Annotated in this window: 20 protein-coding genes, 5 tRNA genes and 1 riboswitch; of the genes, 20 read left to right on the top strand and 5 right to left on the bottom strand. The window is 59.9% G+C overall.

Going from position 1 to position 22,306, the window contains the following annotated elements; genetic code table 11:
* Window positions 1-108: 108 nt before the first annotated feature.
* From aruF to astE, 6 genes are all read left to right on the top strand, one after another.
* A complete protein-coding gene (gene aruF / locus CAF79_RS06150; RefSeq protein WP_064598807.1) occupies window positions 109-1,128 on the top strand; it encodes an arginine/ornithine succinyltransferase subunit alpha in 1,020 nt (339 codons plus the stop codon).
* A gap of 51 nt (window positions 1,129-1,179) precedes the next feature.
* Window positions 1,180-2,205, top strand: a complete 1,026-nt coding sequence (gene astA, locus CAF79_RS06145; RefSeq protein ID WP_011335534.1) for an arginine N-succinyltransferase — start codon at window positions 1,180-1,182, stop codon at window positions 2,203-2,205.
* Window positions 2,202-3,671 (top strand): succinylglutamate-semialdehyde dehydrogenase, encoded by a 1,470-nt coding sequence (gene astD, locus CAF79_RS06140; protein WP_170929702.1) that lies wholly within the window; start codon window positions 2,202-2,204, stop codon window positions 3,669-3,671. Before astA ends, astD begins: the two co-directional genes overlap by 4 nt.
* A 138-nt stretch (window positions 3,672-3,809) precedes the next feature.
* Window positions 3,810-5,156 carry an N-succinylarginine dihydrolase gene (gene astB / locus CAF79_RS06135; RefSeq protein WP_085697080.1) on the top strand — a complete coding sequence of 449 codons (1,347 nt, stop codon included), beginning with the start codon at window positions 3,810-3,812 and terminating at the stop codon, window positions 5,154-5,156.
* 59 nt (window positions 5,157-5,215) lie between these two features.
* Window positions 5,216-5,506 carry a hypothetical protein gene (locus CAF79_RS06130; RefSeq protein WP_011335531.1) on the top strand — a complete coding sequence of 97 codons (291 nt, stop codon included), beginning with the start codon at window positions 5,216-5,218 and terminating at the stop codon, window positions 5,504-5,506.
* A gap of 12 nt (window positions 5,507-5,518) precedes the next feature.
* Entirely contained in the window at window positions 5,519-6,529 is a 1,011-nt protein-coding gene (gene astE / locus CAF79_RS06125; RefSeq protein ID WP_085697079.1) for a succinylglutamate desuccinylase, read from the top strand.
* A gap of 149 nt (window positions 6,530-6,678) precedes the next feature.
* Here the strand turns inward: astE and CAF79_RS06115 are convergent, their stop codons facing one another.
* Window positions 6,679-7,188 (bottom strand): 6,7-dimethyl-8-ribityllumazine synthase, encoded by a 510-nt coding sequence (locus tag CAF79_RS06115; RefSeq protein ID WP_039772077.1) that lies wholly within the window; start codon window positions 7,186-7,188, stop codon window positions 6,679-6,681.
* A gap of 102 nt (window positions 7,189-7,290) precedes the next feature.
* Window positions 7,291-7,462: riboswitch (FMN riboswitch) on the bottom strand.
* Window positions 7,463-7,659: 197 nt separating this feature from the next.
* On the opposite strand from CAF79_RS06115, the gene ltaE reads away from it, so the two are divergent.
* From ltaE to CAF79_RS06075, 8 genes are all read left to right on the top strand, one after another.
* Window positions 7,660-8,664 carry a low-specificity L-threonine aldolase gene (ltaE, locus tag CAF79_RS06110; RefSeq protein ID WP_085697077.1) on the top strand — a complete coding sequence of 335 codons (1,005 nt, stop codon included), beginning with the start codon at window positions 7,660-7,662 and terminating at the stop codon, window positions 8,662-8,664.
* Between the two features lie 146 nt (window positions 8,665-8,810).
* Complete coding sequence (gene alaS, locus CAF79_RS06105; protein WP_085697076.1) at window positions 8,811-11,435, top strand: alanine--tRNA ligase; 2,625 nt, start codon at window positions 8,811-8,813, stop codon at window positions 11,433-11,435.
* Window positions 11,436-11,525: 90 nt separating this feature from the next.
* The gene (locus CAF79_RS06100; protein WP_007951048.1) at window positions 11,526-12,767 is read left to right on the top strand and encodes an aspartate kinase; all 1,242 of its coding nucleotides are present in this window, start codon (window positions 11,526-11,528) and stop codon (window positions 12,765-12,767) included.
* A 186-nt stretch (window positions 12,768-12,953) separates the two neighbouring features.
* The gene (csrA, locus tag CAF79_RS06095; protein ID WP_002554426.1) at window positions 12,954-13,142 is read left to right on the top strand and encodes a carbon storage regulator CsrA; all 189 of its coding nucleotides are present in this window, start codon (window positions 12,954-12,956) and stop codon (window positions 13,140-13,142) included.
* A 62-nt stretch (window positions 13,143-13,204) separates the two neighbouring features.
* Window positions 13,205-13,295, top strand: a tRNA-Ser gene (locus CAF79_RS06090).
* Between the two features lie 107 nt (window positions 13,296-13,402).
* Window positions 13,403-13,479 (top strand) — tRNA-Arg (locus tag CAF79_RS06085).
* Between the two features lie 72 nt (window positions 13,480-13,551).
* Window positions 13,552-13,628, top strand: a tRNA-Arg gene (locus CAF79_RS06080).
* Window positions 13,629-13,700: 72 nt separating this feature from the next.
* Window positions 13,701-13,777, top strand: a tRNA-Arg gene (locus tag CAF79_RS06075).
* Between the two features lie 19 nt (window positions 13,778-13,796).
* On the opposite strand, the gene CAF79_RS06070 is transcribed toward CAF79_RS06075, so the two are convergent.
* Complete coding sequence (locus CAF79_RS06070; RefSeq protein ID WP_085697075.1) at window positions 13,797-14,315, bottom strand: cell envelope protein SmpA; 519 nt, start codon at window positions 14,313-14,315, stop codon at window positions 13,797-13,799.
* Window positions 14,316-14,635: 320 nt separating this feature from the next.
* On the opposite strand from CAF79_RS06070, the gene mgtE reads away from it, so the two are divergent.
* A complete protein-coding gene (gene mgtE, locus CAF79_RS06065; protein ID WP_011335525.1) occupies window positions 14,636-16,078 on the top strand; it encodes a magnesium transporter in 1,443 nt (480 codons plus the stop codon).
* 114 nt (window positions 16,079-16,192) lie between these two features.
* On the opposite strand, the gene CAF79_RS06060 is transcribed toward mgtE, so the two are convergent.
* Window positions 16,193-16,519: an Arc family DNA-binding protein gene (locus tag CAF79_RS06060; protein WP_003178899.1), complete on the bottom strand. Its 327-nt coding sequence runs from the start codon at window positions 16,517-16,519 to the stop codon at window positions 16,193-16,195.
* Between the two features lie 389 nt (window positions 16,520-16,908).
* Between CAF79_RS06060 and phnN the strand changes: the two genes are divergently transcribed.
* Window positions 16,909-17,478 carry a phosphonate metabolism protein/1,5-bisphosphokinase (PRPP-forming) PhnN gene (gene phnN / locus CAF79_RS06055; RefSeq protein WP_085697074.1) on the top strand — a complete coding sequence of 190 codons (570 nt, stop codon included), beginning with the start codon at window positions 16,909-16,911 and terminating at the stop codon, window positions 17,476-17,478.
* Here phnN and CAF79_RS06050 read toward each other — a convergent pair.
* A complete protein-coding gene (locus tag CAF79_RS06050) occupies window positions 17,453-17,632 on the bottom strand; it encodes a PA3371 family protein (protein ID WP_007960291.1) in 180 nt (59 codons plus the stop codon). The two genes, phnN and CAF79_RS06050, sit on opposite strands and share 26 nt — an antisense overlap.
* A gap of 19 nt (window positions 17,633-17,651) precedes the next feature.
* Complete coding sequence (locus tag CAF79_RS06045) at window positions 17,652-17,879, bottom strand: hypothetical protein (RefSeq protein ID WP_085697073.1); 228 nt, start codon at window positions 17,877-17,879, stop codon at window positions 17,652-17,654.
* 284 nt (window positions 17,880-18,163) lie between these two features.
* Between CAF79_RS06045 and CAF79_RS06040 the strand changes: the two genes are divergently transcribed.
* The 4 genes from CAF79_RS06040 to CAF79_RS06025 all read left to right on the top strand — a co-directional run bounded on the left by CAF79_RS06040 (window position 18,164) and on the right by CAF79_RS06025 (window position 22,270).
* Window positions 18,164-18,240 (top strand) — tRNA-Arg (locus CAF79_RS06040).
* Between the two features lie 275 nt (window positions 18,241-18,515).
* Window positions 18,516-20,120 carry a tetratricopeptide repeat-containing response regulator gene (locus tag CAF79_RS06035; protein WP_085697072.1) on the top strand — a complete coding sequence of 535 codons (1,605 nt, stop codon included), beginning with the start codon at window positions 18,516-18,518 and terminating at the stop codon, window positions 20,118-20,120.
* Window positions 20,117-20,809 (top strand): sensor histidine kinase KdpD, encoded by a 693-nt coding sequence (locus tag CAF79_RS06030; protein ID WP_085697071.1) that lies wholly within the window; start codon window positions 20,117-20,119, stop codon window positions 20,807-20,809. Before CAF79_RS06035 ends, CAF79_RS06030 begins: the two co-directional genes overlap by 4 nt.
* Before the next feature lie 219 nt (window positions 20,810-21,028).
* Complete coding sequence (locus tag CAF79_RS06025) at window positions 21,029-22,270, top strand: glutamine synthetase family protein (protein ID WP_170929701.1); 1,242 nt, start codon at window positions 21,029-21,031, stop codon at window positions 22,268-22,270.
* Window positions 22,271-22,306: the final 36 nt, after the last annotated feature.

The following is a 22,306-nucleotide window of genomic DNA, read 5'->3' as shown; positions in this document are numbered from 1 at the left end:
GGTCAGACAACCTGTTTGTCGACGAGTGAACCGCCTTCGCGAGCAAGCTCGCTCCCACAGTGTCCGGCGTTTTTTTACTGTGAATTTATAAGAGAAAGGAGTGACACCATGCTGGTGATGCGCCCCGCGCAAATGGCTGATCTGGGCGAGGTACAGCGTCTGGCTGCGGACAGCCCGATTGGTGTCACTTCCTTGCCGGATGACGTTGAACGCCTGAGCGACAAGATTGCCGCGAGCGAAGCCTCGTTTGCCGCCGAAGTGAGCTTCAACGGCGAAGAGAGTTATTTCTTTGTCCTCGAAGACACCGCCACCGGCAAGCTGGTGGGCTGCTCGGCGATCGTTGCGTCGGCCGGTTACTCCGAGCCTTTCTACAGTTTTCGCAACGAGACCTTCGTGCACGCCTCCCGCGAGCTGAAGATCCACAACAAGATCCACGTGCTCTCGCAATGCCACGACCTGACCGGCAACAGCTTGCTGACCAGTTTCTATGTGCAGCGCGAGCTGGTGGGTTCGCCGTGGGCCGAACTCAACTCCCGTGGCCGTCTGCTGTTCGTTGCCAGCCATCCGGAGCGTTTCGCCGATTCGGTGGTGACCGAGATCGTCGGTTACAGCGACGAGAACGGCGACTCGCCATTCTGGGACGCCATCGGTCGTAACTTCTTCGACCTGAACTACGCCGAGGCCGAGCGTCTGTGTGGCCTGAAAAGCCGCACGTTCCTCGCCGAACTGATGCCGCATTACCCGATCTACGTGCCGTTGCTGCCGGACTCCGCTCAGGAAGCGATGGGCCAGGTGCACCCGCGTGCGCAGATCACCTTCGACATCCTGATGCGCGAAGGCTTCGAGACCGATCACTACATCGACATCTTCGACGGTGGCCCGACCCTGCATGCGCGGGTTTCGGGGATCCGTTCGATCGCCCAGAGCCGTGTGGTGCCGGTGAAGCTCGGCGAGCCGGTCAAAGGTGCCGGGCGCCAGTATCTGGTAGCCAATGCCCAGTTGCAGGATTACCGCGCGGTACTGCTGGAACTGGATTACGCGCCGGGCAAACCGGTGACCCTGGATCTGGAAGCGGCCGAAGCCCTGGGCGTCGGTGAAGGTGCCAGCGTGCGCCTGGTGGCGGTTTAACGCCTTAGCGAGTTTCACGGGTGGCCACGGCGGCCCGTTTGAGGAGATAGCATGATTGTTCGCCCCGTACGCAGCAGCGATTTGTCCGCTCTGATCGACCTGGCCCGCAGCACCGGCACCGGCCTGACCACCTTGCCGGCCAACGAAGAACGCCTGACTCACCGGGTCGGCTGGGCCGAGAAGACCTTTCGCGGTGAAGCCGGTCGTGGCGACGCGGACTACCTGTTCGTGCTCGAAGACGACAACGGTCGCGTGGTGGGTATTTCCGCCATCGCCGGCGCTGTCGGTCTGCGCGAGCCGTGGTACAACTTTCGCGTCGGCCTGACCGTCAGCGCCTCGCAGGAACTGAACATCTATCGCGAGATCCCGACGCTGTTCCTGGCCAACGATCTGACCGGCAACTCCGAGCTGTGCTCGCTGTTCCTGCACGCCGATTACCGCACCGGCCTCAACGGCCGCATGCTGTCCAAGGCGCGGATGCTGTTCATCGCCGAATTCCCTGAATTGTTCGGCAACAAGATCATCGCCGAGATGCGCGGCGTGTCGGATGACGCCGGCCGTTCGCCGTTCTGGGAAAGCCTGGGCCGTCACTTCTTCAAGATGGAATTCAGCCAGGCCGATTACCTGACCGGCGTCGGCAACAAGGCGTTCATCGCTGAACTGATGCCGAAATTCCCGCTGTACACCTGCTTCCTGTCGCCGGACGCGCGCAATGTCATCGGCCAGGTTCACCCGGACACCGAGCCTGCGCTGGCGATGCTCAAGAGCGAAGGCTTCAGCTATCAGGGTTACGTCGACATCTTCGACGCCGGCCCGGCCATCGAGTGCGAGACCAGCAAGATCCGCGCGGTGCGTGACAGCGAAGCGCTGGTGCTGGCCATCGGCACGCCGGGCGACGATGCCACGCCGTTCATCATCCATAACCGCAAACGCGAAGACTGCCGCATCACGGCTGCGCCGGCCCGTCTGGCTGCCGGTACGCTGGTGGTCGATCCGCTGACCGCCAAACGTCTTCAACTCAACGCTGGCGATCAGGTTCGCGCCGTGGCGTTGTCCGCTGCACGGGAGTCGAAATAATGAATTCGCTATACATCGCAGGTGAGTGGCTGGCCGGTCAGGGCGAGGCCTTTCAATCGCTGAACCCGGTGACCCAGCAAGTGCTGTGGTCGGGGGAGGGCGCCACCGCCGCTCAGGTCGAGTCGGCCGTGCAGGCTGCGCGTCAGGCGTTCCCGGGCTGGGCCCGTCGTACCCTGGAAGATCGCATCAGCGTGCTCGAGGCGTTCGCCGCCGCGCTGAAAAAACACGCCGACGAACTGGCCCGCACCATCGGTGAGGAAACCGGCAAACCGCTGTGGGAAGCCGCGACCGAAGTCACCAGCATGGTCAACAAGATCGCGATCTCGGTGCAGAGCTACCGCGAACGTACCGGCGAGAAGAGCGGCCCGTTGGGCGACGCCACCGCCGTGTTGCGCCACAAGCCGCATGGCGTGGTCGCGGTGTTCGGCCCTTACAACTTCCCTGGCCACTTGCCGAACGGCCATATCGTGCCGGCGCTGCTGGCCGGTAACAGCGTGCTGTTCAAGCCCAGCGAGCTGACCCCGAAAGTCGCCGAACTGACGGTCAAGTGCTGGATCGAGGCCGGTCTGCCGGCCGGCGTGCTGAACCTGCTGCAAGGTGCCCGCGAAACCGGTATCGCACTGGCGGCAAACCCGGGCATCGACGGTCTGTTTTTCACCGGCTCGAGCCGTACCGGCAATCACCTGCACCAGCAGTTCGCCGGTCGTCCGGACAAGATCCTCGCGCTGGAAATGGGCGGCAACAACCCGCTGGTGGTCGATCAGGTCGCCGACCTCGACGCGGCGGTCTACACGATCATTCAGTCGGCATTCATTTCCGCCGGTCAGCGCTGCACCTGCGCCCGTCGTCTGCTGGTGCCGCAAGGCGCGTGGGGCGACAGCCTGCTCAAGCGTCTGGTGGAAGTCAGCTCGACCATCGAGGTCGGTGCTTTCGATCAGCAACCGGCGCCGTTCATGGGCTCGGTGGTTTCCCTCGGCGCGGCTAAATCGTTGATGGATGCCCAGGCGCATCTGCTGGCCAACGGCGCGGTGTCGCTGCTGGCAATGACGCAGCCACAGGCGCAGTCGGCGCTGCTGACCCCCGGCATCGTTGATGTGACGGCGGTTGCCGAGCGCTCCGATGAAGAACTGTTCGGCCCGCTGTTACAGGTGATCCGCTACGCCGACTTCGCGGCGGCGATTGCCGAAGCCAATAACACCGCGTTTGGTCTGGCCGCCGGCCTGCTGTCTGATTCCGAAGAGGGCTACCAGCAGTTCTGGCTGGAAAGCCGTGCCGGGATCGTCAACTGGAACAAGCAATTGACCGGTGCTGCCAGCAGCGCACCGTTCGGCGGTGTCGGCGCTTCGGGCAACCACCGCGCCAGCGCCTACTACGCGGCGGATTACTGCGCGTACCCGGTGGCCTCGCTCGAAACTCCGAGCCTGGTGTTGCCGGCGGCCCTGACGCCTGGCGTGAAGATGGCGTGATGCCCATCGCTGGCCAGCCAGCTCCCACAAGGACGATGAGATCCCTGTGGGAGCGAGCTTGCTCGCGAAGGCCGCGACTCGGTCTTATTGAATTGTTACTCGATGCCTATAACAACAGATTCTCGTGGAGCCTCGCTGATGAAATCCTATGAAGTCAATTTTGACGGTCTAGTGGGGCCGACCCATAACTACGGTGGTCTGTCCTACGGCAACGTTGCGTCCCAGAGCAACAGCCAGCAATCCTCGAACCCGAAGGAAGCGGCGCTGCAAGGTCTGGCAAAAATGAAAGCGCTGATGGAAATGGGCTTTCAGCAGGGCGTCCTCGCACCACAGGAGCGTCCGGACGTGGCTGCCTTGCGCCGTCTGGGTTTCAGCGGCACCGACGCTCAGGTGATCGAGCGCGCTGCAAAAGAAGCGATGCCGCTGCTGGTCGCCAGTTGCTCGGCGTCGAGCATGTGGGTGGCCAACGCCGCTACGGTCAGCCCGAGCGCCGACACCGCTGACGGTCGCGTGCACTTCACCGCCGCCAACCTGAACTGCAAATACCACCGCAGCATCGAGCACCCGACCACCAGCCGTGTGCTGGGCGCGATGTTCGCCAACCAGCAACACTTCGCTCACCACGCCGCGTTGCCGGCGGTGGCGCAGTTCGGCGACGAAGGCGCAGCCAACCACACGCGTTTCTGCCGTGAGTACGGCGAGGCTGGCGTTGAGTTCTTCGTGTTCGGTCGCAGTGCGTTCGACACCCGCTACCCGGCCCCACAGAAATACCCGGCGCGCCAGACTCTCGAGGCGTCGCAAGCGGTCGCCCGTCTGCACGGCCTGCGTGATGACGGCGTGGTCTACGCACAGCAGAATCCGGCGGTGATCGATCAGGGCGTTTTCCACAACGACGTGATCGCGGTGGGCAACGGCGAGGTGCTGTTCTATCACGAGGATGCGTTCCTCGACACCGAGAACATGCTGGCAGAGCTGCAAGCCAAACTGGCCAAGGTCGGCGGCAAGTTCCAGTCGGTCTGCGTGCCGCGTTCGGCGGTCACCGTGGACGATGCGGTGCGTTCCTACCTGTTCAACAGCCAGTTGCTGTCGCGTCCTGACGGTTCGATGCTGTTGATCGTGCCGGAAGAGTGCCGTGGCAACGAGCGCGTGTGGAATTACCTGCAAGGCCTGATCAGCTCCGGCGGCCTGATCCGCGAAGTGAAAGTCTTCGACCTCAAGCAAAGCATGCAGAACGGTGGTGGCCCGGCGTGCCTGCGACTGCGCGTCGCGCTCAACGAAACCGAGCTGGCGGCCGTCAACCCAGGGGTTATCATGACCGCCCCGTTGTACGGTTCGTTGACCGCATGGGTTGAAAAGCACTACCGCGACCGCCTGACCGAAAGTGATCTGGCGGATCCGCAATTGCTGCTTGAATGCCGGACGGCACTGGATGAACTGACGCAAATCCTTAAACTGGGCGCGGTTTATCCATTCCAGATCAATTGATGACCGTTGCGCCGCCTAGTCGCGGCGCACGGTTCCATCTCCCCAAGAGAGCGTAAAACATGAGCGATTCCCTGCAGCTGATCCTTGAAGACACTGACGGCACGCAACTGCAAACTTCCTGCACCCGCGTCGCGGTCATGTGGCAAGGCAAAGAGCTGTGGATCCAGCAGGACGGCCGCGGCCAACTGCTGATCGGCGTGGACGTCGAAGAGGGCGACGAAGAGTACGCCAACCTGCTGTTGCGTCCATTGGCGACTAATCTGGTAAGTCTGCAACTGGAGATGGAACCGGCTGACCTCGGCGACGATGACGGCCACGTGCACGGCCCGGATTGCAATCACGACCACTAAGGAAACCGCTCTATGCTCGCCCTCGGCAAACTGCTTGAACTGACCCTCGCCGGCCGTGAACCGGCGGAGAAGACTCAACTGACAGTCGAAGGCGTGCGCATGCGCTGGTTGAGCGAGGGTGCGCTGGAAGTCCGGCCACCCGAAGCGCGCGACAATGGCCTGGACCTGCTGTTGTCGGCAGGCATCCACGGCAACGAAACGGCACCGATCGAATTGCTCGACCGGCTGCTGCATGACATCGCTCGCGGCGACTTGAAGCCGCGCGCACGCATTCTGTTCCTGTTCGGCAACCCGGAAGCGATTCGCAAGGGCGAGCGTTTCGTAGAGCAGGATGTCAATCGACTGTTCAATGGCCGTCACGAACAAAGCAGCGGCTCCGAAGCCCTGCGCGCCTGCGAGCTGGAACGTCTGGCGGCAAGTTTCTTCAGTCTTCCTGATCGTCAGCGTCTGCACTACGACCTGCACACCGCGATTCGTGGTTCGAAGATCGAGCAGTTCGCTTTGTATCCGTGGAAGGAAGGTCGTCAGCATTCCCGTCTCGAGCTGGCCCGCCTGCGCGCCGCCGGCATGGAAGCGGTGCTGTTGCAGAACAAACCGTCGATCGTGTTCAGCTCCTACACCTACGACAAGCTGGGTGCAGAGTCCTTCACGCTGGAGCTGGGCAAGGCGCGGCCGTTCGGACAGAACGCCGGGGTCAATGTGTCGCTGCTGGAAACCCGTCTGAAGCAGATCATCGAAGGCACTGAGCCTGAGATGGCCGAGCTGGGCCTGGACGGTCTGCAACTGTTCAGCGTGGCGCGGGAAATCATCAAGCACAGCGATGCGTTCCGCCTGAACCTGCCGGCGGACATCGAAAACTTTTCGGAACTGGATGTGGGTTATGTGCTGGCCGAAGACCTGGCCAATACCCGCTGGATCATCGAAGAGCAGGGCGCGCGGATCATTTTCCCTAATCCCAAGGTCAAGAACGGCCTGCGGGCGGGCATCCTGATCGTGCCGACCACTGACGAAAATCTTGCCTGATGATCGTCTTACTAGATGACTGATCGTTCCCACGCTCTGCGTGGGAATGCCTTAATGGACGCTCTGCGTCCGCTTTAGGGACGCGGAGCGTCCCGGGCAGCATTCCCACGCAGAGCGTGGGAACGATCATGGCAGTTTTTTTATGATGCTTAGACCGCAACAGCACGCGGCTCGGTGCGGCGCAACGCACGCACTTTCTGCAGCGTATCGGCGCAGGTCTTCGCCGCTTCCTGACCCTTGTGCACGAAATGCTCGAAGAAGAATTTCTGGTGTTCTTCGCCGGCATGGAAGTGGTGCGGGGTCAGCGACACCGAGAACACCGGCACTTCGGTTTCCAGCTGAACCTGCATCAGGCCGCTGACCACCGACTGGGCAACGAACTCGTGACGGTAAATTCCGCCGTCCACCACCAGGGCGGCGGCAACGATACCGGCATAACGACCGGTCTTGGCCAGCAGCTTGGCGTGCAGAGGCATTTCAAAGGCGCCGCCGACTTCGAAGAAATCGATGTCCGATTCCTGATATCCCTGAGCGATCATTTCGGCGAGGAAGCCCTTGCGGCTCTGGTCGACGATTTCCTTGTGCCAGCAGGCCTGGATGAACGCGACGCGCTCGCCGTGAGGGTGTTTGCTTTTGCTGTCGATAGCGGTGGGTTGCATGTTCTGACTCCTGTTTGTGTGAAAAACAGGGCGTTATGAATCGAAAGGGATTCAAGGGTACGCACGCTCGCGCGAACACGGCGGGCGGCCCTTTGGCGTCAATCCCGTTCTCTCTTCATCCGGACTGTGACCGTCGGCCCCGGAATCACACCGGGTCTGCTGACCTTGCCGCCGCTCACGGCATTTGCCGTGTACGTCACCAAGCGCTCGCGGGCTATGCGCATTGCGCGCAATTACCGCCGGTGGGGAATTGCACCCCGCCCTGAGAACGTTTCGCCGCCCTTTATCGGGCGGCGCAGCGTTTTTAACACAGATTTCCGGGCAGTGCATTGCGCCTTTGTGATGATTGCCATCGAGTTTTTCGAAGCACACAAACGACTTTTCCTTGCTCAAGGGTTGATTAATCCGCGCCATGCCCGCAGTAATTCGTCTTCGTAAAGGGATTTCCCCTGCTGACCAGAGGCCAGGTTCATGAGCGTTATCGATCTTCGCAGCGACACCGTCACCCAACCGACTCCCGCCATGCTCGATGCGATGACTCGCGCCGATACCGGCGACGACGTGTATGGCGAGGATCCGACGGTCAATCGTCTGGAGACCGAACTGGCAAAACGGCTGGGTTTTGCTGCGGCGCTGTTCGTTCCGACCGGCACCATGAGCAACCTGCTGGGGTTGATGGCGCACTGCGAGCGCGGCGACGAATACATCGTCGGTCAACAGGCGCACACCTATAAGTACGAGGGCGGCGGCGCGGCGGTGCTCGGCTCGATCCAGCCGCAGCCGCTGGAAGTGCAGGCCGATGGCTCGCTGGACCTGGATCAGGTGGCAGCGGCGATCAAGCCTGACGACTTCCACTTTGCCCGCACCCGTCTGCTGGCGCTGGAAAACACCATGCAAGGCAAAGTGTTGCCGATGGAGTATCTGGCCCGTGCCCGTCAGTTCACTCAGAGCCATGGCCTTCAGCTGCATCTGGACGGCGCGCGGCTGTACAACGCGGCGGTCAAGCTCGGGGTCGATGCCCGGGAAATCACCCAGTATTTCGATTCGGTCTCGGTGTGCCTGTCCAAAGGCCTCGGCGCGCCGGTCGGTTCGGTGCTGTGCGGTTCGTCGGCGTTGATTGCAAAGGCCCGGCGCCTGCGCAAAATGGTCGGTGGCGGCATGCGTCAGGCCGGATTGCTGGCGGCGGCGGGGCTTTATGCGCTGGATCACAACGTCGAGCGTCTGGCGGATGACCATGCCAACGCGCAGTTGCTGGCCGAAGGCCTGCGCGACGCCGGTTTCAGTGTCGAGCCGGTGCAGACCAACATGGTTTACGTGCAGATGGGTGATCGTGCCCATGCGATCAAGGCATTCGCTGCCGAGCGCGGGATCAAATTGAGCGCTGCCGCGCGGCTGCGAATGGTCACGCACATGGACGTCAACCGCGCGCAAATCGAGCAAGTGGTCGCGACATTCGTCGAGTTTTCGCGCAAGTGACAGCGTTAGCCACCCAATTGACCGTTTCTATCGTATAAACACGCTGTACCCCGCGCGCAGGGCCGATATAATGCGGCCCTTTGCCGTCGTTTCGTCTGTTGACGTTTCGTACAGGCCTTTGGCCGCAGCCTCCGTGGAAGAACCTAATGAAAAGCGCAGAAATCCGTGAAGCCTTCCTTCGCTTCTTCGAAGAGCAAGGCCACACCCGTGTAGCCTCCAGCTCTTTGATTCCGGGCAACGACCCAACCCTGCTGTTCACCAACGCGGGGATGAACCAGTTCAAGGACTGCTTCCTGGGCCAGGAAAAGCGCGCGTACACCCGCGCCGTCTCCAGCCAGAAATGCGTGCGCGCCGGCGGCAAGCACAACGACCTGGAAAACGTCGGTTACACCGCCCGTCACCACACCTTCTTCGAAATGCTGGGTAACTTCAGCTTCGGCGACTACTTCAAGCGTGATGCCATCACCTACGCCTGGAACTTCCTGACCTCCGAGAAGTGGCTGAACCTGCCGAAGGAAAAGCTGTGGGTCACCGTCTACGCCAGCGATGACGAGGCCTACGACATCTGGACCAAGGAAGTCGGTGTGCCGGCCGAGCGCATGGTGCGCATCGGCGACAACAAAGGCGCGCCATACGCCTCCGACAACTTCTGGACCATGGGCGATACCGGCCCGTGCGGTCCTTGCACCGAGATTTTCTACGATCACGGCGCCGACATCTGGGGCGGCCCGCCGGGCTCGCCGGAAGAAGACGGCGACCGCTACATCGAAATCTGGAACAACGTGTTCATGCAGTTCAACCGCACCGCCGATGGCGTGCTGCACCCGCTGCCAGCCCCGTCGGTGGACACCGGCATGGGCCTTGAGCGGATCAGTGCCGTGCTGCAGCACGTTCACTCGAACTATGAAATCGACCTGTTCCAGAGCCTGCTGGCCGCTTCGGCCAAGGCCATCGGTTGCAGCAACGACAATCAGGCGTCGCTGAAAGTCGTGGCTGACCACATCCGTTCCTGCGGCTTCCTGATTGCCGACGGCGTGCTGCCGTCCAACGAAGGTCGCGGCTACGTGCTGCGCCGGATCATTCGTCGCGCTTGCCGTCACGGCAACAAGCTGGGCGCCAAGGGCAGCTTCTTCTACCAGATCGTTGCCGCACTCGTGGCCGAGATGGGCGATGCCTTCCCTGAGCTGAAATCCCAACAGGCGCATATCGAGCGCGTACTGAAAGCCGAAGAAGAGCAATTCGCCAAGACCCTGGAGCAGGGCCTGAAGATCCTTGAGCAGGATCTGGCCGAGCTCAAAGGTGACGTGGTTCCGGGCGACGTGGTGTTCAAACTCTACGACACCTACGGTTTCCCGATGGACCTGACCGCGGACATCGCCCGCGAGCGCAGCCTGACCATCGACGAAGCCGGTTTCGAGCGTGAAATGGAAGCCCAGCGCGTCCGTGCCCGCTCCGCCAGCTCGTTCGGCCTGGATTACAACAGCCTGGTCAAGGTTGCCGTGGACACTGAGTTCACCGGTTATCACGCCACCAGCGGTTCGGCGAAAGTCGTTGCCCTTTATAAAGACGGTCAGTCCGTAGACGTCTTGAGCGAAGGGCAGGAAGGCGTTGTGGTTCTGAACCAGACGCCTTTCTACGCCGAATCCGGCGGCCAGGTTGGCGATTGCGGTTATCTGCAGGCCGGCAACAGCCGTTTCGACGTGCGCGACACCACCAAGACCGGCGGCGCGTTCCTGCACCACGGCGTGCTGGCGTCGGGCAGCCTGATCGTTGGCACACCGGTGGAAGCCCACGTCGAAGCCGACGTGCGTCACGCCACTTCGCTGAACCACTCGGCCACTCACTTGCTGCACGCTGCGTTGCGCAAAGTGCTGGGCGATCACGTTCAACAGAAAGGTTCGTTGGTCGACAGTCAGCGCCTGCGCTTCGACTTCAGCCACTTTGAAGCGATCAAGCCGGAGCAGATCAAGGCGCTGGAAGACATCGTCAACGCCGAGATCCGCAAGAACTCCGCCGTTGAAACCGAAGAAACCGACATCGAAACCGCCAAGCAGAAAGGCGCGATGGCGCTGTTCGGCGAGAAGTACGGCGACAACGTGCGCGTGCTGAGCATGGGCGGTGATTTCTCCGTCGAGCTGTGCGGCGGTATCCACGCCAACCGTACCGGCGACATCGGTCTGCTGAAAATCATCAGCGAAGGCGGTGTGGCATCGGGCGTGCGTCGTATCGAAGCCGTTACCGGCGCTGCGGCGCTGGCTTACTTGAACGCTGCTGAAGAACAACTCAAGGAAGCGGCGAGCCTGGTCAAGGGCAGCCGCGACAACCTGATCGACAAGCTGTCGGCTGTGCTGGAGCGCAACCGCGCGCTTGAAAAGCAGCTCGAGCAGTTGCAGGCCAAGGCCGCCGCCGCCGCAGGCGACGATCTGTCGGCCTCGGCCGTGGACGTCAAGGGCGTGAAAGTGCTGGCCGTGCGCCTGGATGGTCAGGACGGCAAGGCGCTGCTGGCGCTGGTCGATCAGCTGAAAAACAAACTCGGCCGCGCAGTGATCCTGCTCGGCAGTGTCCATGAGGAAAAGGTCGTACTGGTTGCAGGCGTAACCAAGGACCTGACTGGCCAACTCAAAGCCGGTGATTTGATGAAACAGGCTGCTGCGGCAGTGGGCGGTAAGGGCGGTGGTCGTCCGGACATGGCGCAGGGCGGCGGTGTCGACGCCGGCGCACTGGATGGCGCTCTGGCGCTGACCGTTCCATTCGTCGAGCAGGGTTTATAAGACGGCCCGTCGGGCCCGCAGTCTAGTGGCGGGCCGGGCGGCTGTTTGAGTGATTATTGGGCGCCCTTCATGGGCAGAGGCGGCTTTGAAATGGCTTTGATCGTACAGAAATTTGGAGGCACCTCGGTCGGCACTGTCGAGAGAATCGAGCAGGTCGCCGACAAGGTTAAGAAATTCCGCGATGCCGGCGATGACCTGGTGGTTGTGCTGTCTGCAATGAGCGGCGAAACCAACCGTCTGATCGATCTGGCCAAGCAAATCAGTGGCGAAGATCAACCGGTTCCCCGTGAACTGGACGTGATCGTTTCCACCGGTGAGCAGGTGACGATCGCCCTGTTGGCCATGGCGCTGATCAAGCGCGGTGTGCCGGCGGTGTCCTACACCGGCAACCAGGTGCGGATCCTGACGGACAGCGCGCACAATAAAGCGCGTATCTTGCAGATTGATGATCAGAAGATTCGCGGCGACCTGAAGGCCGGTCGCGTGGTTGTGGTCGCCGGTTTCCAGGGCGTCGACGAACACGGCAACATCACGACCCTGGGTCGTGGCGGTTCCGACACCACCGGCGTGGCGCTGGCCGCTGCGCTGAAGGCTGACGAGTGCCAGATTTACACCGACGTCGATGGTGTCTACACCACTGACCCGCGCGTGGTGTCCGTTGCTCAGCGTCTGGACAAGATCACCTTCGAAGAGATGCTGGAAATGGCCAGCCTCGGTTCCAAGGTGTTGCAGATCCGCGCGGTGGAGTTCGCCGGCAAGTACAACGTTCCGCTGCGCGTACTGCACAGCTTCAAGGAGGGTCCGGGCACCCTCATTACTATTGATGAAGAGGAAACCATGGAACAGCCGATCATTTCCGGCATCGCTTTCAACCGCGATGAAGCCAAGCTGACCATCCGTGGCGTGCCAGACACCCCGGGCGTGGCGTTCAAGATTCTCGGCCCGATCAGTGCCGCGAACATCGAAGTCGACATGATCGTGCAGAACGTCGCGCACGATAACACCACCGACTTCACCTTCACCGTACACCGCAACGACTACCAGTCCGCGCAGACCGTGCTGGAAAACACCGCTCGCGAGATCGGTGCCCGTGAAGTGGTTGGCGACACCAAGATTGCCAAGGTCTCGATCGTCGGTGTCGGCATGCGCTCCCACGCAGGCGTGGCCAGCCGCATGTTCGAATCCCTGGCAAAGGAAAGCATCAACATCCAGATGATCTCGACCTCGGAAATCAAGGTTTCCGTGGTGATCGAAGAGAAGTACCTGGAACTGGCCGTGCGCGCCCTGCACACGGCTTTCGAACTCGACGCTCCGGCCCGTCAGGGCGAGTGATGCGTTGTCTGAAGGGCGCGGTCTGACCGCGCCCTTTATTTTTTGAATGGCGTGAGCCCTTAACTGTTCTTTTGCTCGCGCTGGTCAATACTCAGGCATGTAGGGCTACGATCGCTCCGGTTGTAGGTCGGGTGCCTTTTTTTTGCAGACTGTTGTCCCTGAAATGATTCGCGTGAGGAGAAAGGTATGCTGATTCTGACTCGTCGGTGCGCAGAAAGCCTGATTATCGGTGATGGCGAAATCACCGTGACCGTGCTCGGCGTTAAAGGAAATCAAGTGCGTATCGGCGTCAATGCCCCGAAAGAGGTGGCCGTGCACCGTGAAGAAATCTATCTGCGTATAAAGAAAGAGAAGGACGAAGAACCAAGCCATTAATTTTTATCGATTTTTATGTTTGCAAACGGGGAAGAAGGTGGTTAATATACGCCCCGTGTTGCGGAGAGCTGGCCGAGTGGCCGAAGGCGCTCCCCTGCTAAGGGAGTACACCTCAAAAGGGTGTCGGGGGTTCGAATCCCCCGTTCTCCGCCATTATTTGCTTAGTACGTTGTAATCTGGCTTCTTCTGTAAGTTATTGAAATTTATAGAAAAAGTGGTTGGAATAGAGATTAGACGGGCTATAATGCGGCGCAACAAATGCACTCGTAGCTCAGCTGGATAGAGTACTCGGCTACGAACCGAGCGGTCACAGGTTCGAATCCTGTCGAGTGCACCATTTAAGAGTTAGTTGCAGCGATGTAAATGACTCGGCTTCAACCAGTTGTGATCTGGTCTAAAAACACAAATTGCACTCGTAGCTCAGCTGGATAGAGTACTCGGCTACGAACCGAGCGGTCACAGGTTCGAATCCTGTCGAGTGCACCATTTAAGAGTCGGTTGCAGCAATGCAGATGACTTGGTTACAGCCAGTTGTGGTCTGGTCTAAAAACACAAATTGCACTCGTAGCTCAGCTGGATAGAGTACTCGGCTACGAACCGAGCGGTCACAGGTTCGAATCCTGTCGAGTGCACCATATATCGAAAAGCCCGCGTTTAACGCGGGCTTTTTGCTGTCCGGGATTTGGCTTTTCCCGTCACGCATCCTTTTTCATCAAAATCGATTTGAGCACTGCGCCCTCGCTTGAGGTCGTAACGATAGCTTGTTGCCGAATTGCGGATATTTACCTTGTCGGGTTTGCCCAGAGCGCTCTCAACGTCCTGCTGGCTCATGCCGGCGATGATTCGTTGATTGATGATCGCCTCGCGTTTCTGTCGTGCGTCGATCAGATCTCCACATTTGTCGTGAGTGCGCCCGACGACGGCCATTTCTCGTTTTCTGATATTCATGCCCGATATTTCTTCGTGACGGGCTTCGGGTATCAGTGCCACGGTCGAACCAGGCGAGTAGGGTCGTACTTCCTGCAATGAAAGGTGTTCATCGTTCGCACAGCTCAGCGTCGTGAATGTGACGCTACCATCAGAAGCTTCGCAGCGATGAAGTGTGGTTGCGCTCCCGATGGCGGGCAGGCAGAGCAGGGTGGTCAGCATGAGTCGGGATGTTTTCGATGGCATTCGGCGTCCTCCGTGACGATCCTCTTCAAGCGTAGCCGGCAGTTTTTTCACTGCCGGTGTGTTTTCTTTTCAGAATGAGTCGTCGCAGTCTGAAGGATCAGGACAGCGCTCAGCTTTGTCTCGCAAGCGCTTGTTTCAGACACGATTTTTTAACGTTTAAAACCGTCATGCGGTGTATCATTGCGCCCGTCAGCCCCGCCGGGGCTTATGGAAAACCTCCATGGACTTACCCAGTAGTTATTCAGTAGCCCGTTTCACCAATCATGAATTGACTGATTGATCCTTCCGGCGTGCCCCGCTGCTGGGAGTGGAGTTCGCCTATGTCCGAAATCGAAGTAAAGAAAACACAGGAAAGCCTGCAGGATCGCCTGGCTCAGGTCGTCGAGCTGCTGCAGCGCCAGCGGGTCGTCGAAGACCTGACTCATCGCCAGGAAGGCCCGCATCATGACCGGGTCGAGAACCTGGTCCACCGGCAAAACCTCGTCGAGCTGCAACGCAAGCTCGATGATCTGCACTCCGCCGACGTCGCCTACATTCTTGAAGCCCTGCCGCTCGACGATCGTCTGACGCTCTGGCAATTGGTCAAGGCCGACCGCGACGGCGACATTCTTCTCGAAGTATCCGATTCTGTCCGTGAAACGCTGATCGCCGACATGGACGATCACGAGCTCCTGGCTGCGGCCAAGGACATGGATGCCGACGAACTTGCTGACCTGGCCTCCGAGCTGCCGCGAGACGTCGTCCATGAACTGATGGAGACTCTGGACCAGCAACAGCGCGAGCGCGTGCGTTCGGCTCTCTCCTACGACGAGGAGCAGGTCGGTGCGCTGATGGACTTCGAGATGGTGACCATCCGTGAGGATGTCAGTCTCGAAGTGGTGCTGCGTTACCTGCGTCGACTGAAAGAGCTGCCGGGCCATACCGACAAGCTCTTTGTGGTCGACTACGACGGCGTGCTCAAGGGCGTGCTGCCGATCAAGCGTTTGCTGGTCAATGACCCGGAGAAACAGGTTTCCGAAGTCATGGCGAGTGACCCGGTGAGTTTTCACCCGGACGAAGACGCCTACGACGCCGCTCAGGCGTTCGAACGTTATGACCTGATCTCGGCCCCGGTGGTCGATAAGAACGGCAAGCTGATCGGCCGTCTGACCATCGACGAAATGGTCGACCTGATTCGTGAGGAGAGCGAAAGCGAAGTCCTCAACATGGCGGGTCTGCGTGAAGAGGAAGACATCTTCGCCTCCGTCTGGAAGTCTTTGCGCAACCGTTGGGCGTGGCTGGCGATCAACCTGATCACGGCGTTCGTCGCATCGCGTGTGATCGGCCTGTTCGAAGGTTCGATCGAAAAGCTGGTGGCCCTGGCGGCGCTGATGCCGATCGTAGCGGGTATTGGTGGTAACTCCGGCAACCAGACAATCACCATGATTGTTCGTGCCATGGCGCTTGATCAGGTCAGCACCGGCAACACCTCACGCCTGATGCGCAAAGAGCTGGCCGTCGCGTTGATCAACGGCCTGGTCTGGGGTGGGGTGATCGGTGTGGTCGCCTACATGCTGTACGGCAGTTGGTCATTGGGTGTGGTGATGACGGCTGCCATGACGTTGAACCTTTTGCTGGCGGCGCTGATGGGGGTGTTGATCCCGATGACGCTGGCGAAGATGGGCCGCGATCCGGCGATGGGCGCCAGCGTGATGATTACGGCCATGACCGACAGTGGTGGTTTCTTCATCTTCCTGGGATTGGCGACGATCTTCCTGCTCTGACCGACTGCATTGAAACAGCCTGCCGATTGGCGGGCTTTTTTTCGTCCCTGAAAAGCTCAAATTACGGGCAAAAAAAAGCCAGCATTCATGCTGGCTTGAGATGTCCGGTTTGACTCAGGATGCGTCTGCGGCCATTTCGGCGTCGTGGGCGATCAGAGAAACCAGCGCGTTCTGCTGGCGATGGGAGAGTTGGCGGAAGCGTTGCAGCAACTCGCGTTCGTGCAGCGACAGCTCCGGGCTGTCCAGGCGCATGCTCAGCTCTTCGCCCAGTGCGCCTTCCTGAATAAGACTCTGCTCAAGGCGCGCAATGATCTCGGAGTTCATGCTGCGATGATGATTGCGAGCCACCTCGGCAATGCGTTCACGCATTCCGTCTGGCAGACGTACGACGAACTTGTCAGCCGTACGGCTGGAATAAATTGCCTGTTTCAATGGGCGCATATATTTAACCGGTTAGTTCAGGGGAGCGGTTCTCGGGATTGGCCGCAGGATGTGTGGTAGGACAAGCATCCGCGCCAAATGGTTCAACCTGAATTGTTAAGAGGCGCGCATCATGCCTCAAAATTGCCAGATCATTGGCGTCAATTCTGTGACAAATATTGATCCGGGTAAAGGCGTAATGCCAGCACCAATTATCAGAAATGCGGACTGGTTTGAAAAGAAAGCTTCGGCCCGTATCGCTGACCGCGTCCTGAAGCATGTCGACTGATGCCCGAAGGAGGCAGAACGTGCATGCTATGCGGGTTGAATCGTTGTTCCTTACCTTTTACAGGATAGTGGCAAATGGCCGATTTACTAGGGGCAAGTGCCCGCCGGAGGGCGTTTTCAGGATGGATGGCAGGCTGATTTACCTCATGGGGCCTTCCGGTTCCGGCAAGGACAGTCTGATCGAGGCTGCGCGTGAACCCTTGCGGGCGTTGAACTGCGAAATCATGCGACGAGTGATCACCCGTTCGGCCGAATCCGTTGGCGAGGATGCGATCGGCGTGACGCCGCAGGAGTTCGAGCAACGTCAGCGCGCCGGCGATTTTTCGCTGGCGTGGGAGGCCAACGGTCTCGCCTACGGGATTCCAGTGGAAATGGATCAATGGTTGAAAGCCGGTAAACACGTCCTGGTGAACGGCTCTCGGGCGAACCTTCGGCAAGCGCAGCAAAGCTATCCGACGCTGGTGCCGGTGTTGCTGACGGTTCGAGATGATGTCCTGCGTGAGCGCCTGCTCCGGCGTGGCCGGGAGACGCGTGAGCAGATTGATGCGCGGCTGGCCCGCAACACGTTGTTCAAGCAGAGGCGTTCAACCGACAGCCCTGTGCACCAGATCGATAACTCGGGCGACCTGGCCGACGCGGTCAATCATTTGCTGGAGCTGGTCAGGTTTAGCGTAATACCGGATCAAACTTGATCTTGCGCCCGGCCACCAGCGCCAGTACGAACAGTGCCGAAAACACGCCGCAACCGATCAGGGGCAGGGATATTTCGGTTTCCTCGAAGAGCGAAAAATGCCCGAGGCCACTCAATAAGGCGAGGATCAGAAACCCCGCAGCTGACTTGGACATGCTGTACTCCTGAAGATATTCAAAAAACCAGACGTTCAGTCGAATGCGTCGGCAACGCCTGTTCAGACTCGCTGACCGCTTGCGGGGCGAAGCTCTGATCGCTCAACACCGCCCATTGCGGCGCCTTCTGCACTTGCAGGTAATGCGGCATGCGCCCGGCCACTTTCTCGTTGTCCTCGGGGACGAAGTGAAAGCCCACCAGGACGGCCAGTGCGATTGCGTTTGCGAACACGAGGGCGCTGTTCATGAGACGAGTCTCCGACTGTTCTTGTATAAGAACCGGTAAAGCAGCCGTCGTGCCAATAGTCTAACTGCTGTTAAGTCCTTTAAAAACAAGCATTTAGAATGGTTTTTCGGAAGGGCTGCATTGCAATCTGCAATGATGGCTTTCTGCGCTGATGCAAATTGCACGGTAAAACGTCCGGCACCCGTGCAGGGCGCCTGCCTACACTTAAAAAGCCCTGTGGACGACATGACAAATCCGGGCCTGGCCGTTAACATGCACGCCGTCTGTCGCACCGACAGTCCTGTGTCCCAGTAGCTCAATTGGATAGAGCATCCCCCTCCTAAGGGGAAGGTTGGCAGTTCGAACCTGCCCTGGGACACCATCTATTGAAAAGCCCCGAGCAGAGTAATCTGGCGGGGCTTTTTGCTGCTTGGAAAAGTCATGGAACGTCTCGGCGCCTTCCTCAGTTTTGCCAATCGATGTGCCGACCCCTGTACAACGAATCTTGAACCCTCGCTTCAAGAGAACCGCTGATCCGGCCGATAACCCGTTCGGTGACTTCAGAGTCGCGCGAAATCGCTTGATAGCATTTGGCCGGCAGCTATCATCTGCGCGCCTGGAAATGGACCATCTTCTTCAATTGCCTGGAAATCCTCGATGCTGTCGTATCACCAAAAGAGTTTTCTGATCGTCGATGATTTCTCGGATTTCCGCAGTTCCGTGCGTTCGATGTTGCGCGAGTTGGGCGTCAAGGATGTGGACACCGCCGACACCGGTGAGCAGGCGCTGAAAATGTGTGCGCAGAAGTCCTACGATTTCATCCTCCAGGACTTCCACCTCGGCGACGGCAAGAAGAACGGTCAGCAGGTGCTGGAAGACCTGATGATGGAGAAGCTGATCAGCCACGAAGCGGTGTTCGTGATGGTGACGGCCGAAACCAGTCAGGCGATGGTGCTCAGTGCTCTGGAGCACGAGCCCGACGCGTATCTGACCAAGCCGTTCAACCGCTCTGGCCTGGCTCAGCGCCTGGAGCGTCTGGAGCAGCGCAAGACGTTGCTCAAGCCGATTCTGCAAGCCCTCGACCGTGGCAAACCGGTCGAGGTGCTCAACGCCTGTATCGCCCTGTGCAAGCAGGACATCCGTTATTCGCCGCTGTGCCTGCGCTATCGCGCTGATGCGTTGCGCGACATGAACCAGAACGAAGCGCTCGAGCGCCTTTACGACAGCATCATCGCCGACCGGCCGTTGCCGTGGGCCTTTGCCGGGTTGGGCAAGTTGCTGTTCAAGCGCGGGCAGGTCAGTCAGGCCAAGGGCGTTTACGAAAAAGCCCTGAAGGTCTTTCCGATGATGCCAGCGCTGTATGACGGGATGGCCGACGTGCTGGTCGCCGAGGGCGATACCAAAGGCGCGCAGCAAGTGCTGGAGGAGGCGATTCGTCTGTCGCCGCTGGCGGTGCGTCGTCAGGCGTTGCTGGGCAAGCTGGCGATGGCCAACGAAGATTTCGACACCGCCTCCCGGGCTTATCGCCAGGCGGTGAATCAGGGCGCGCAATCGCGGTTCAAGGATCCGGAAAGCAATCTGGGCCTGGCGCACGCGCTGATCAGCAAGGGCAGCGAGCGCGGGCTCGATACCCGTACGCGTCTGGAGATCAACACCACTCTCAGCGCAGTGGCCAAGGAAAACCCGACCGATCCGGGCCTGCAAATTCGCGCGCGCCTGATGAAGGCCACCAGCCTGTTGCTCAACGATGCCGAGACCGCTGAAAAACTCACCGAACAAGCGCTGATGCGCCTCGACGGCATGGAGCAGTTCATGAGTCCCGAGGCTGCGTTGCTGGTGGCCAAGCAACTGCAGATGCTCGGTCAGGCCGAGGCGGGCACGTCGATGCTCAAGAGTTGCGCGGAGATCTACGGCGATGACCCGGCGGTGATGAAAGACATCGCCAAGCTCACCGATGACCCGACTATTCTCAGCTCAAGTAATGCGGCCGCCGACCTCAACCGTCAGGGCGTGCGCGTGTACAAGACCGGCAACCTGGTGGAGGCCCGCGAGGTGTTCCGCAAGGCGCTGAAGATGCAACCGAAGAACATCAGTATTGCGCTGAACATGGCCCAGTCGCTGCTGCACGGCACCGACACCAGTGTGCCGTCGGCGGAGCTGGAAGAATGTCGGGCCTGCCTGAAACTGGTGGGCATGATGCCCGATACCGACGCGCGTTATCCGCGTTATCAGAAGCTGAAAAGCAAGGCGTTTGGCGAATGAACCAAGACGAGCAGGCACTGGATTTTTCCACGGTGATTGCCTCCACCGTGCACGACATGAAGAACTCTCTGGCGATGCTGATGCAGGCCCATAGCCAATGGCTGGCGCGTCTGCCCGAGGCGCAGCGCCAAGGGGCGGAGCAGGGCGTGATCGACTTCGAGTTCGCTCACCTCAACGGCATGCTGGTGCAGTTGCTCGGACTGTACAAGCTCGGGGTCAACCAGATGCCGTTGCAGCCGGCGTATCACGAGCTGGACGATTTCATCGAGGCGCAACTGGCGGCGCATCAGGAAGTGTTCGCCAGCCGTGGAATCATCGCCACTTACGAAGTCGATCCGCTCAGTCCCCTGGGTTTTTTCGACCGCGAACTGATCGCCTCAGTGCTGGGCAACTGCATCAACAACGCGATCCACTACGCCCGTGAATCGCTGCTGATCACCGTCAGCGACGAGGCCGGGCAACTGGTGCTGAGCATCAATGACGACGGCGACGGTTATCCGGCCGAAATGCTCGAGCGCCAGTCCGATTACGTGCAGGGCATCAACCACAGCAGTGGCAGCACTGGCCTTGGTCTGTACTTCGCCGGGCGCATCGCTGCGCTGCATCAGCGCAACGGTGTGGGTGGCCGGACCGAGATCCGTAATGGCGGCCCGTTGGGCGGTGGCGTGTTCAGTATTTACCTGCCCTGAATCACGGATTCATCGACCGGAATTCTTTTTGTTGGCTGCTGCTTGATATTCCGAACAGCCGAAGCCTATTTTGTCCGGGTCGCCGTTCGCGGCTCGCACAATAACAAGGATTGCGTCATGACAACCGATGGCCAGCGTTCACTCGCGCAGCGATTGACGGGCATTGATGAGATTGAATGTGTCACGCCGGATTTGAACGGCGTGCCACGTGGCAAGGTAATGACCGCCGAGGGCTTCCTCGAAGGGCGGCGTTTGCAGTTGGCCCGGGGGGTGCTGCTGCAATGCATCATGGGTGGTTATCCCGCCGCCAAATTCTATGGCAGCGATGACGGTGACCTGGCGCTGGTGGCTGATCCGGCGCAGATCCATCCGTTGCCATGGAGTGACGAACCACGGGCCTTTGCCATCTGTGATGCCGACGAGCTGACCGGCGAGAGCTCCAACCTGTCGACCCGTGGCCAGCTCAAGAAAGTCATTGCCCGCTACGCATCCCTTGGTCTGGCGCCGGTGGTGGCGACCGAACTCGAATTCTTTGTGTTCGCACCGAACACCGACCCGACCCAACCGTTCCAGCCGCCAGTTGGCCGCGACGGTCGTCGCGAGGACGGCCACTCGGCGTTCAGTGTCAGCTCCAACAACGGCCTGCGACCGTTCTTCAGTGAAGTCTATAAATGCATGGCGGCCCTCGGTCTGCCGCGCGATACCTTCATGCACGAAATGGGCGTCAGCCAGTTCGAGATCAACCTGCTGCACGGCGATCCGCTGCTGCTGGCCGACCAGACCTTCCTGTTCAAGCACCTGCTCAAGGAAGTCGCGCTCAAGCACGGTCTGACCGTGGTGTGCATGGCCAAACCATTGGCGCACACGCCGGGCAGTTCGATGCACATTCACCAGAGCATCGTCGAAATCGGCAGCGGCAAGAATGTGTTCAGCGACGCGGACGGTCAGCCGACCGCAATGTTTCGCCACTTCATCGGCGGGCAGCAGGCGGGTATGGCTGATTTCACCGCGCTGTTTGCGCCGAACGTCAATTCTTACCAGCGTCTGTGCCATCCGTTTGCATCGCCGAATAACGCCTGCTGGTCCCACGACAACCGCGCCGCCGGTCTGCGTATTCCGGCCAGTTCGCCGGTCGCGCGCCGGGTCGAGAATCGCTTGCCGGGCGCTGATGCCAATCCGTATCTGGCGATTGCCGCGAGCCTGGCCGCCGGTTTGTACGGCATCGAGCATGAGCTTGAGCCAAGCGAAGCGATTCAGGGCGAGTTCGATGTCCCGGACCATCTTTCGCTGCCGTGTACCTTGCACGCGGCGCTCGAACGTCTCAAGCGCAGTCAGCTGGCCAAGGAACTGTTCGGCACGGAGTTCATCGAAGGCTACGTCGCTTCGAAGACCATGGAGTTGACCAGTTTCTTTGATGAAATCACTCCCTGGGAACGCCGTGTTCTAGCTGCCCAGGCCTGACGAAATGTCGCCGTCGGGCTATCGTTTGATAGCCCG

It is taken from the genome of Pseudomonas sp. B26(2017) (genome assembly GCF_002113045.1).
In the GTDB taxonomy this organism is placed as follows: Bacteria; Pseudomonadota; Gammaproteobacteria; order Pseudomonadales; family Pseudomonadaceae; genus Aquipseudomonas.
Note: the sequence above shows the minus strand (reverse complement) of the source record. Positions and strands in the feature narration are given on the sequence as shown.

Excerpts from the sequence above, each read along its gene's own strand:
- aruF (WP_064598807.1), top strand. The coding sequence starts at position 109 with ATGCTGGTGATGCGCCCCGCGCAAATGGCTGATCTGGGCGAGGTACAG.
- astA (WP_011335534.1), top strand. The coding sequence starts at position 1,180 with ATGATTGTTCGCCCCGTACGCAGCAGCGATTTGTCCGCTCTGATCGAC.
- astB (WP_085697080.1), top strand. The coding sequence starts at position 3,810 with ATGAAATCCTATGAAGTCAATTTTGACGGTCTAGTGGGGCCGACCCAT.
- CAF79_RS06130 (WP_011335531.1), top strand. The coding sequence starts at position 5,216 with ATGAGCGATTCCCTGCAGCTGATCCTTGAAGACACTGACGGCACGCAA.
- astE (WP_085697079.1), top strand. The coding sequence starts at position 5,519 with ATGCTCGCCCTCGGCAAACTGCTTGAACTGACCCTCGCCGGCCGTGAA.
- CAF79_RS06115 (WP_039772077.1), bottom strand. The coding sequence starts at position 7,188 with ATGCAACCCACCGCTATCGACAGCAAAAGCAAACACCCTCACGGCGAG.
- ltaE (WP_085697077.1), top strand. The coding sequence starts at position 7,660 with ATGAGCGTTATCGATCTTCGCAGCGACACCGTCACCCAACCGACTCCC.
- alaS (WP_085697076.1), top strand. The coding sequence starts at position 8,811 with ATGAAAAGCGCAGAAATCCGTGAAGCCTTCCTTCGCTTCTTCGAAGAG.
- CAF79_RS06100 (WP_007951048.1), top strand. The coding sequence starts at position 11,526 with ATGGCTTTGATCGTACAGAAATTTGGAGGCACCTCGGTCGGCACTGTC.
- csrA (WP_002554426.1), top strand. The coding sequence starts at position 12,954 with ATGCTGATTCTGACTCGTCGGTGCGCAGAAAGCCTGATTATCGGTGAT.
- CAF79_RS06070 (WP_085697075.1), bottom strand. The coding sequence starts at position 14,315 with ATGCCATCGAAAACATCCCGACTCATGCTGACCACCCTGCTCTGCCTG.
- mgtE (WP_011335525.1), top strand. The coding sequence starts at position 14,636 with ATGTCCGAAATCGAAGTAAAGAAAACACAGGAAAGCCTGCAGGATCGC.
- CAF79_RS06060 (WP_003178899.1), bottom strand. The coding sequence starts at position 16,519 with ATGCGCCCATTGAAACAGGCAATTTATTCCAGCCGTACGGCTGACAAG.
- phnN (WP_085697074.1), top strand. The coding sequence starts at position 16,909 with ATGGATGGCAGGCTGATTTACCTCATGGGGCCTTCCGGTTCCGGCAAG.
- CAF79_RS06050 (WP_007960291.1), bottom strand. The coding sequence starts at position 17,632 with ATGTCCAAGTCAGCTGCGGGGTTTCTGATCCTCGCCTTATTGAGTGGC.
- CAF79_RS06045 (WP_085697073.1), bottom strand. The coding sequence starts at position 17,879 with ATGAACAGCGCCCTCGTGTTCGCAAACGCAATCGCACTGGCCGTCCTG.
- CAF79_RS06035 (WP_085697072.1), top strand. The coding sequence starts at position 18,516 with ATGCTGTCGTATCACCAAAAGAGTTTTCTGATCGTCGATGATTTCTCG.
- CAF79_RS06030 (WP_085697071.1), top strand. The coding sequence starts at position 20,117 with ATGAACCAAGACGAGCAGGCACTGGATTTTTCCACGGTGATTGCCTCC.
- CAF79_RS06025 (WP_170929701.1), top strand. The coding sequence starts at position 21,029 with ATGACCGCCGAGGGCTTCCTCGAAGGGCGGCGTTTGCAGTTGGCCCGG.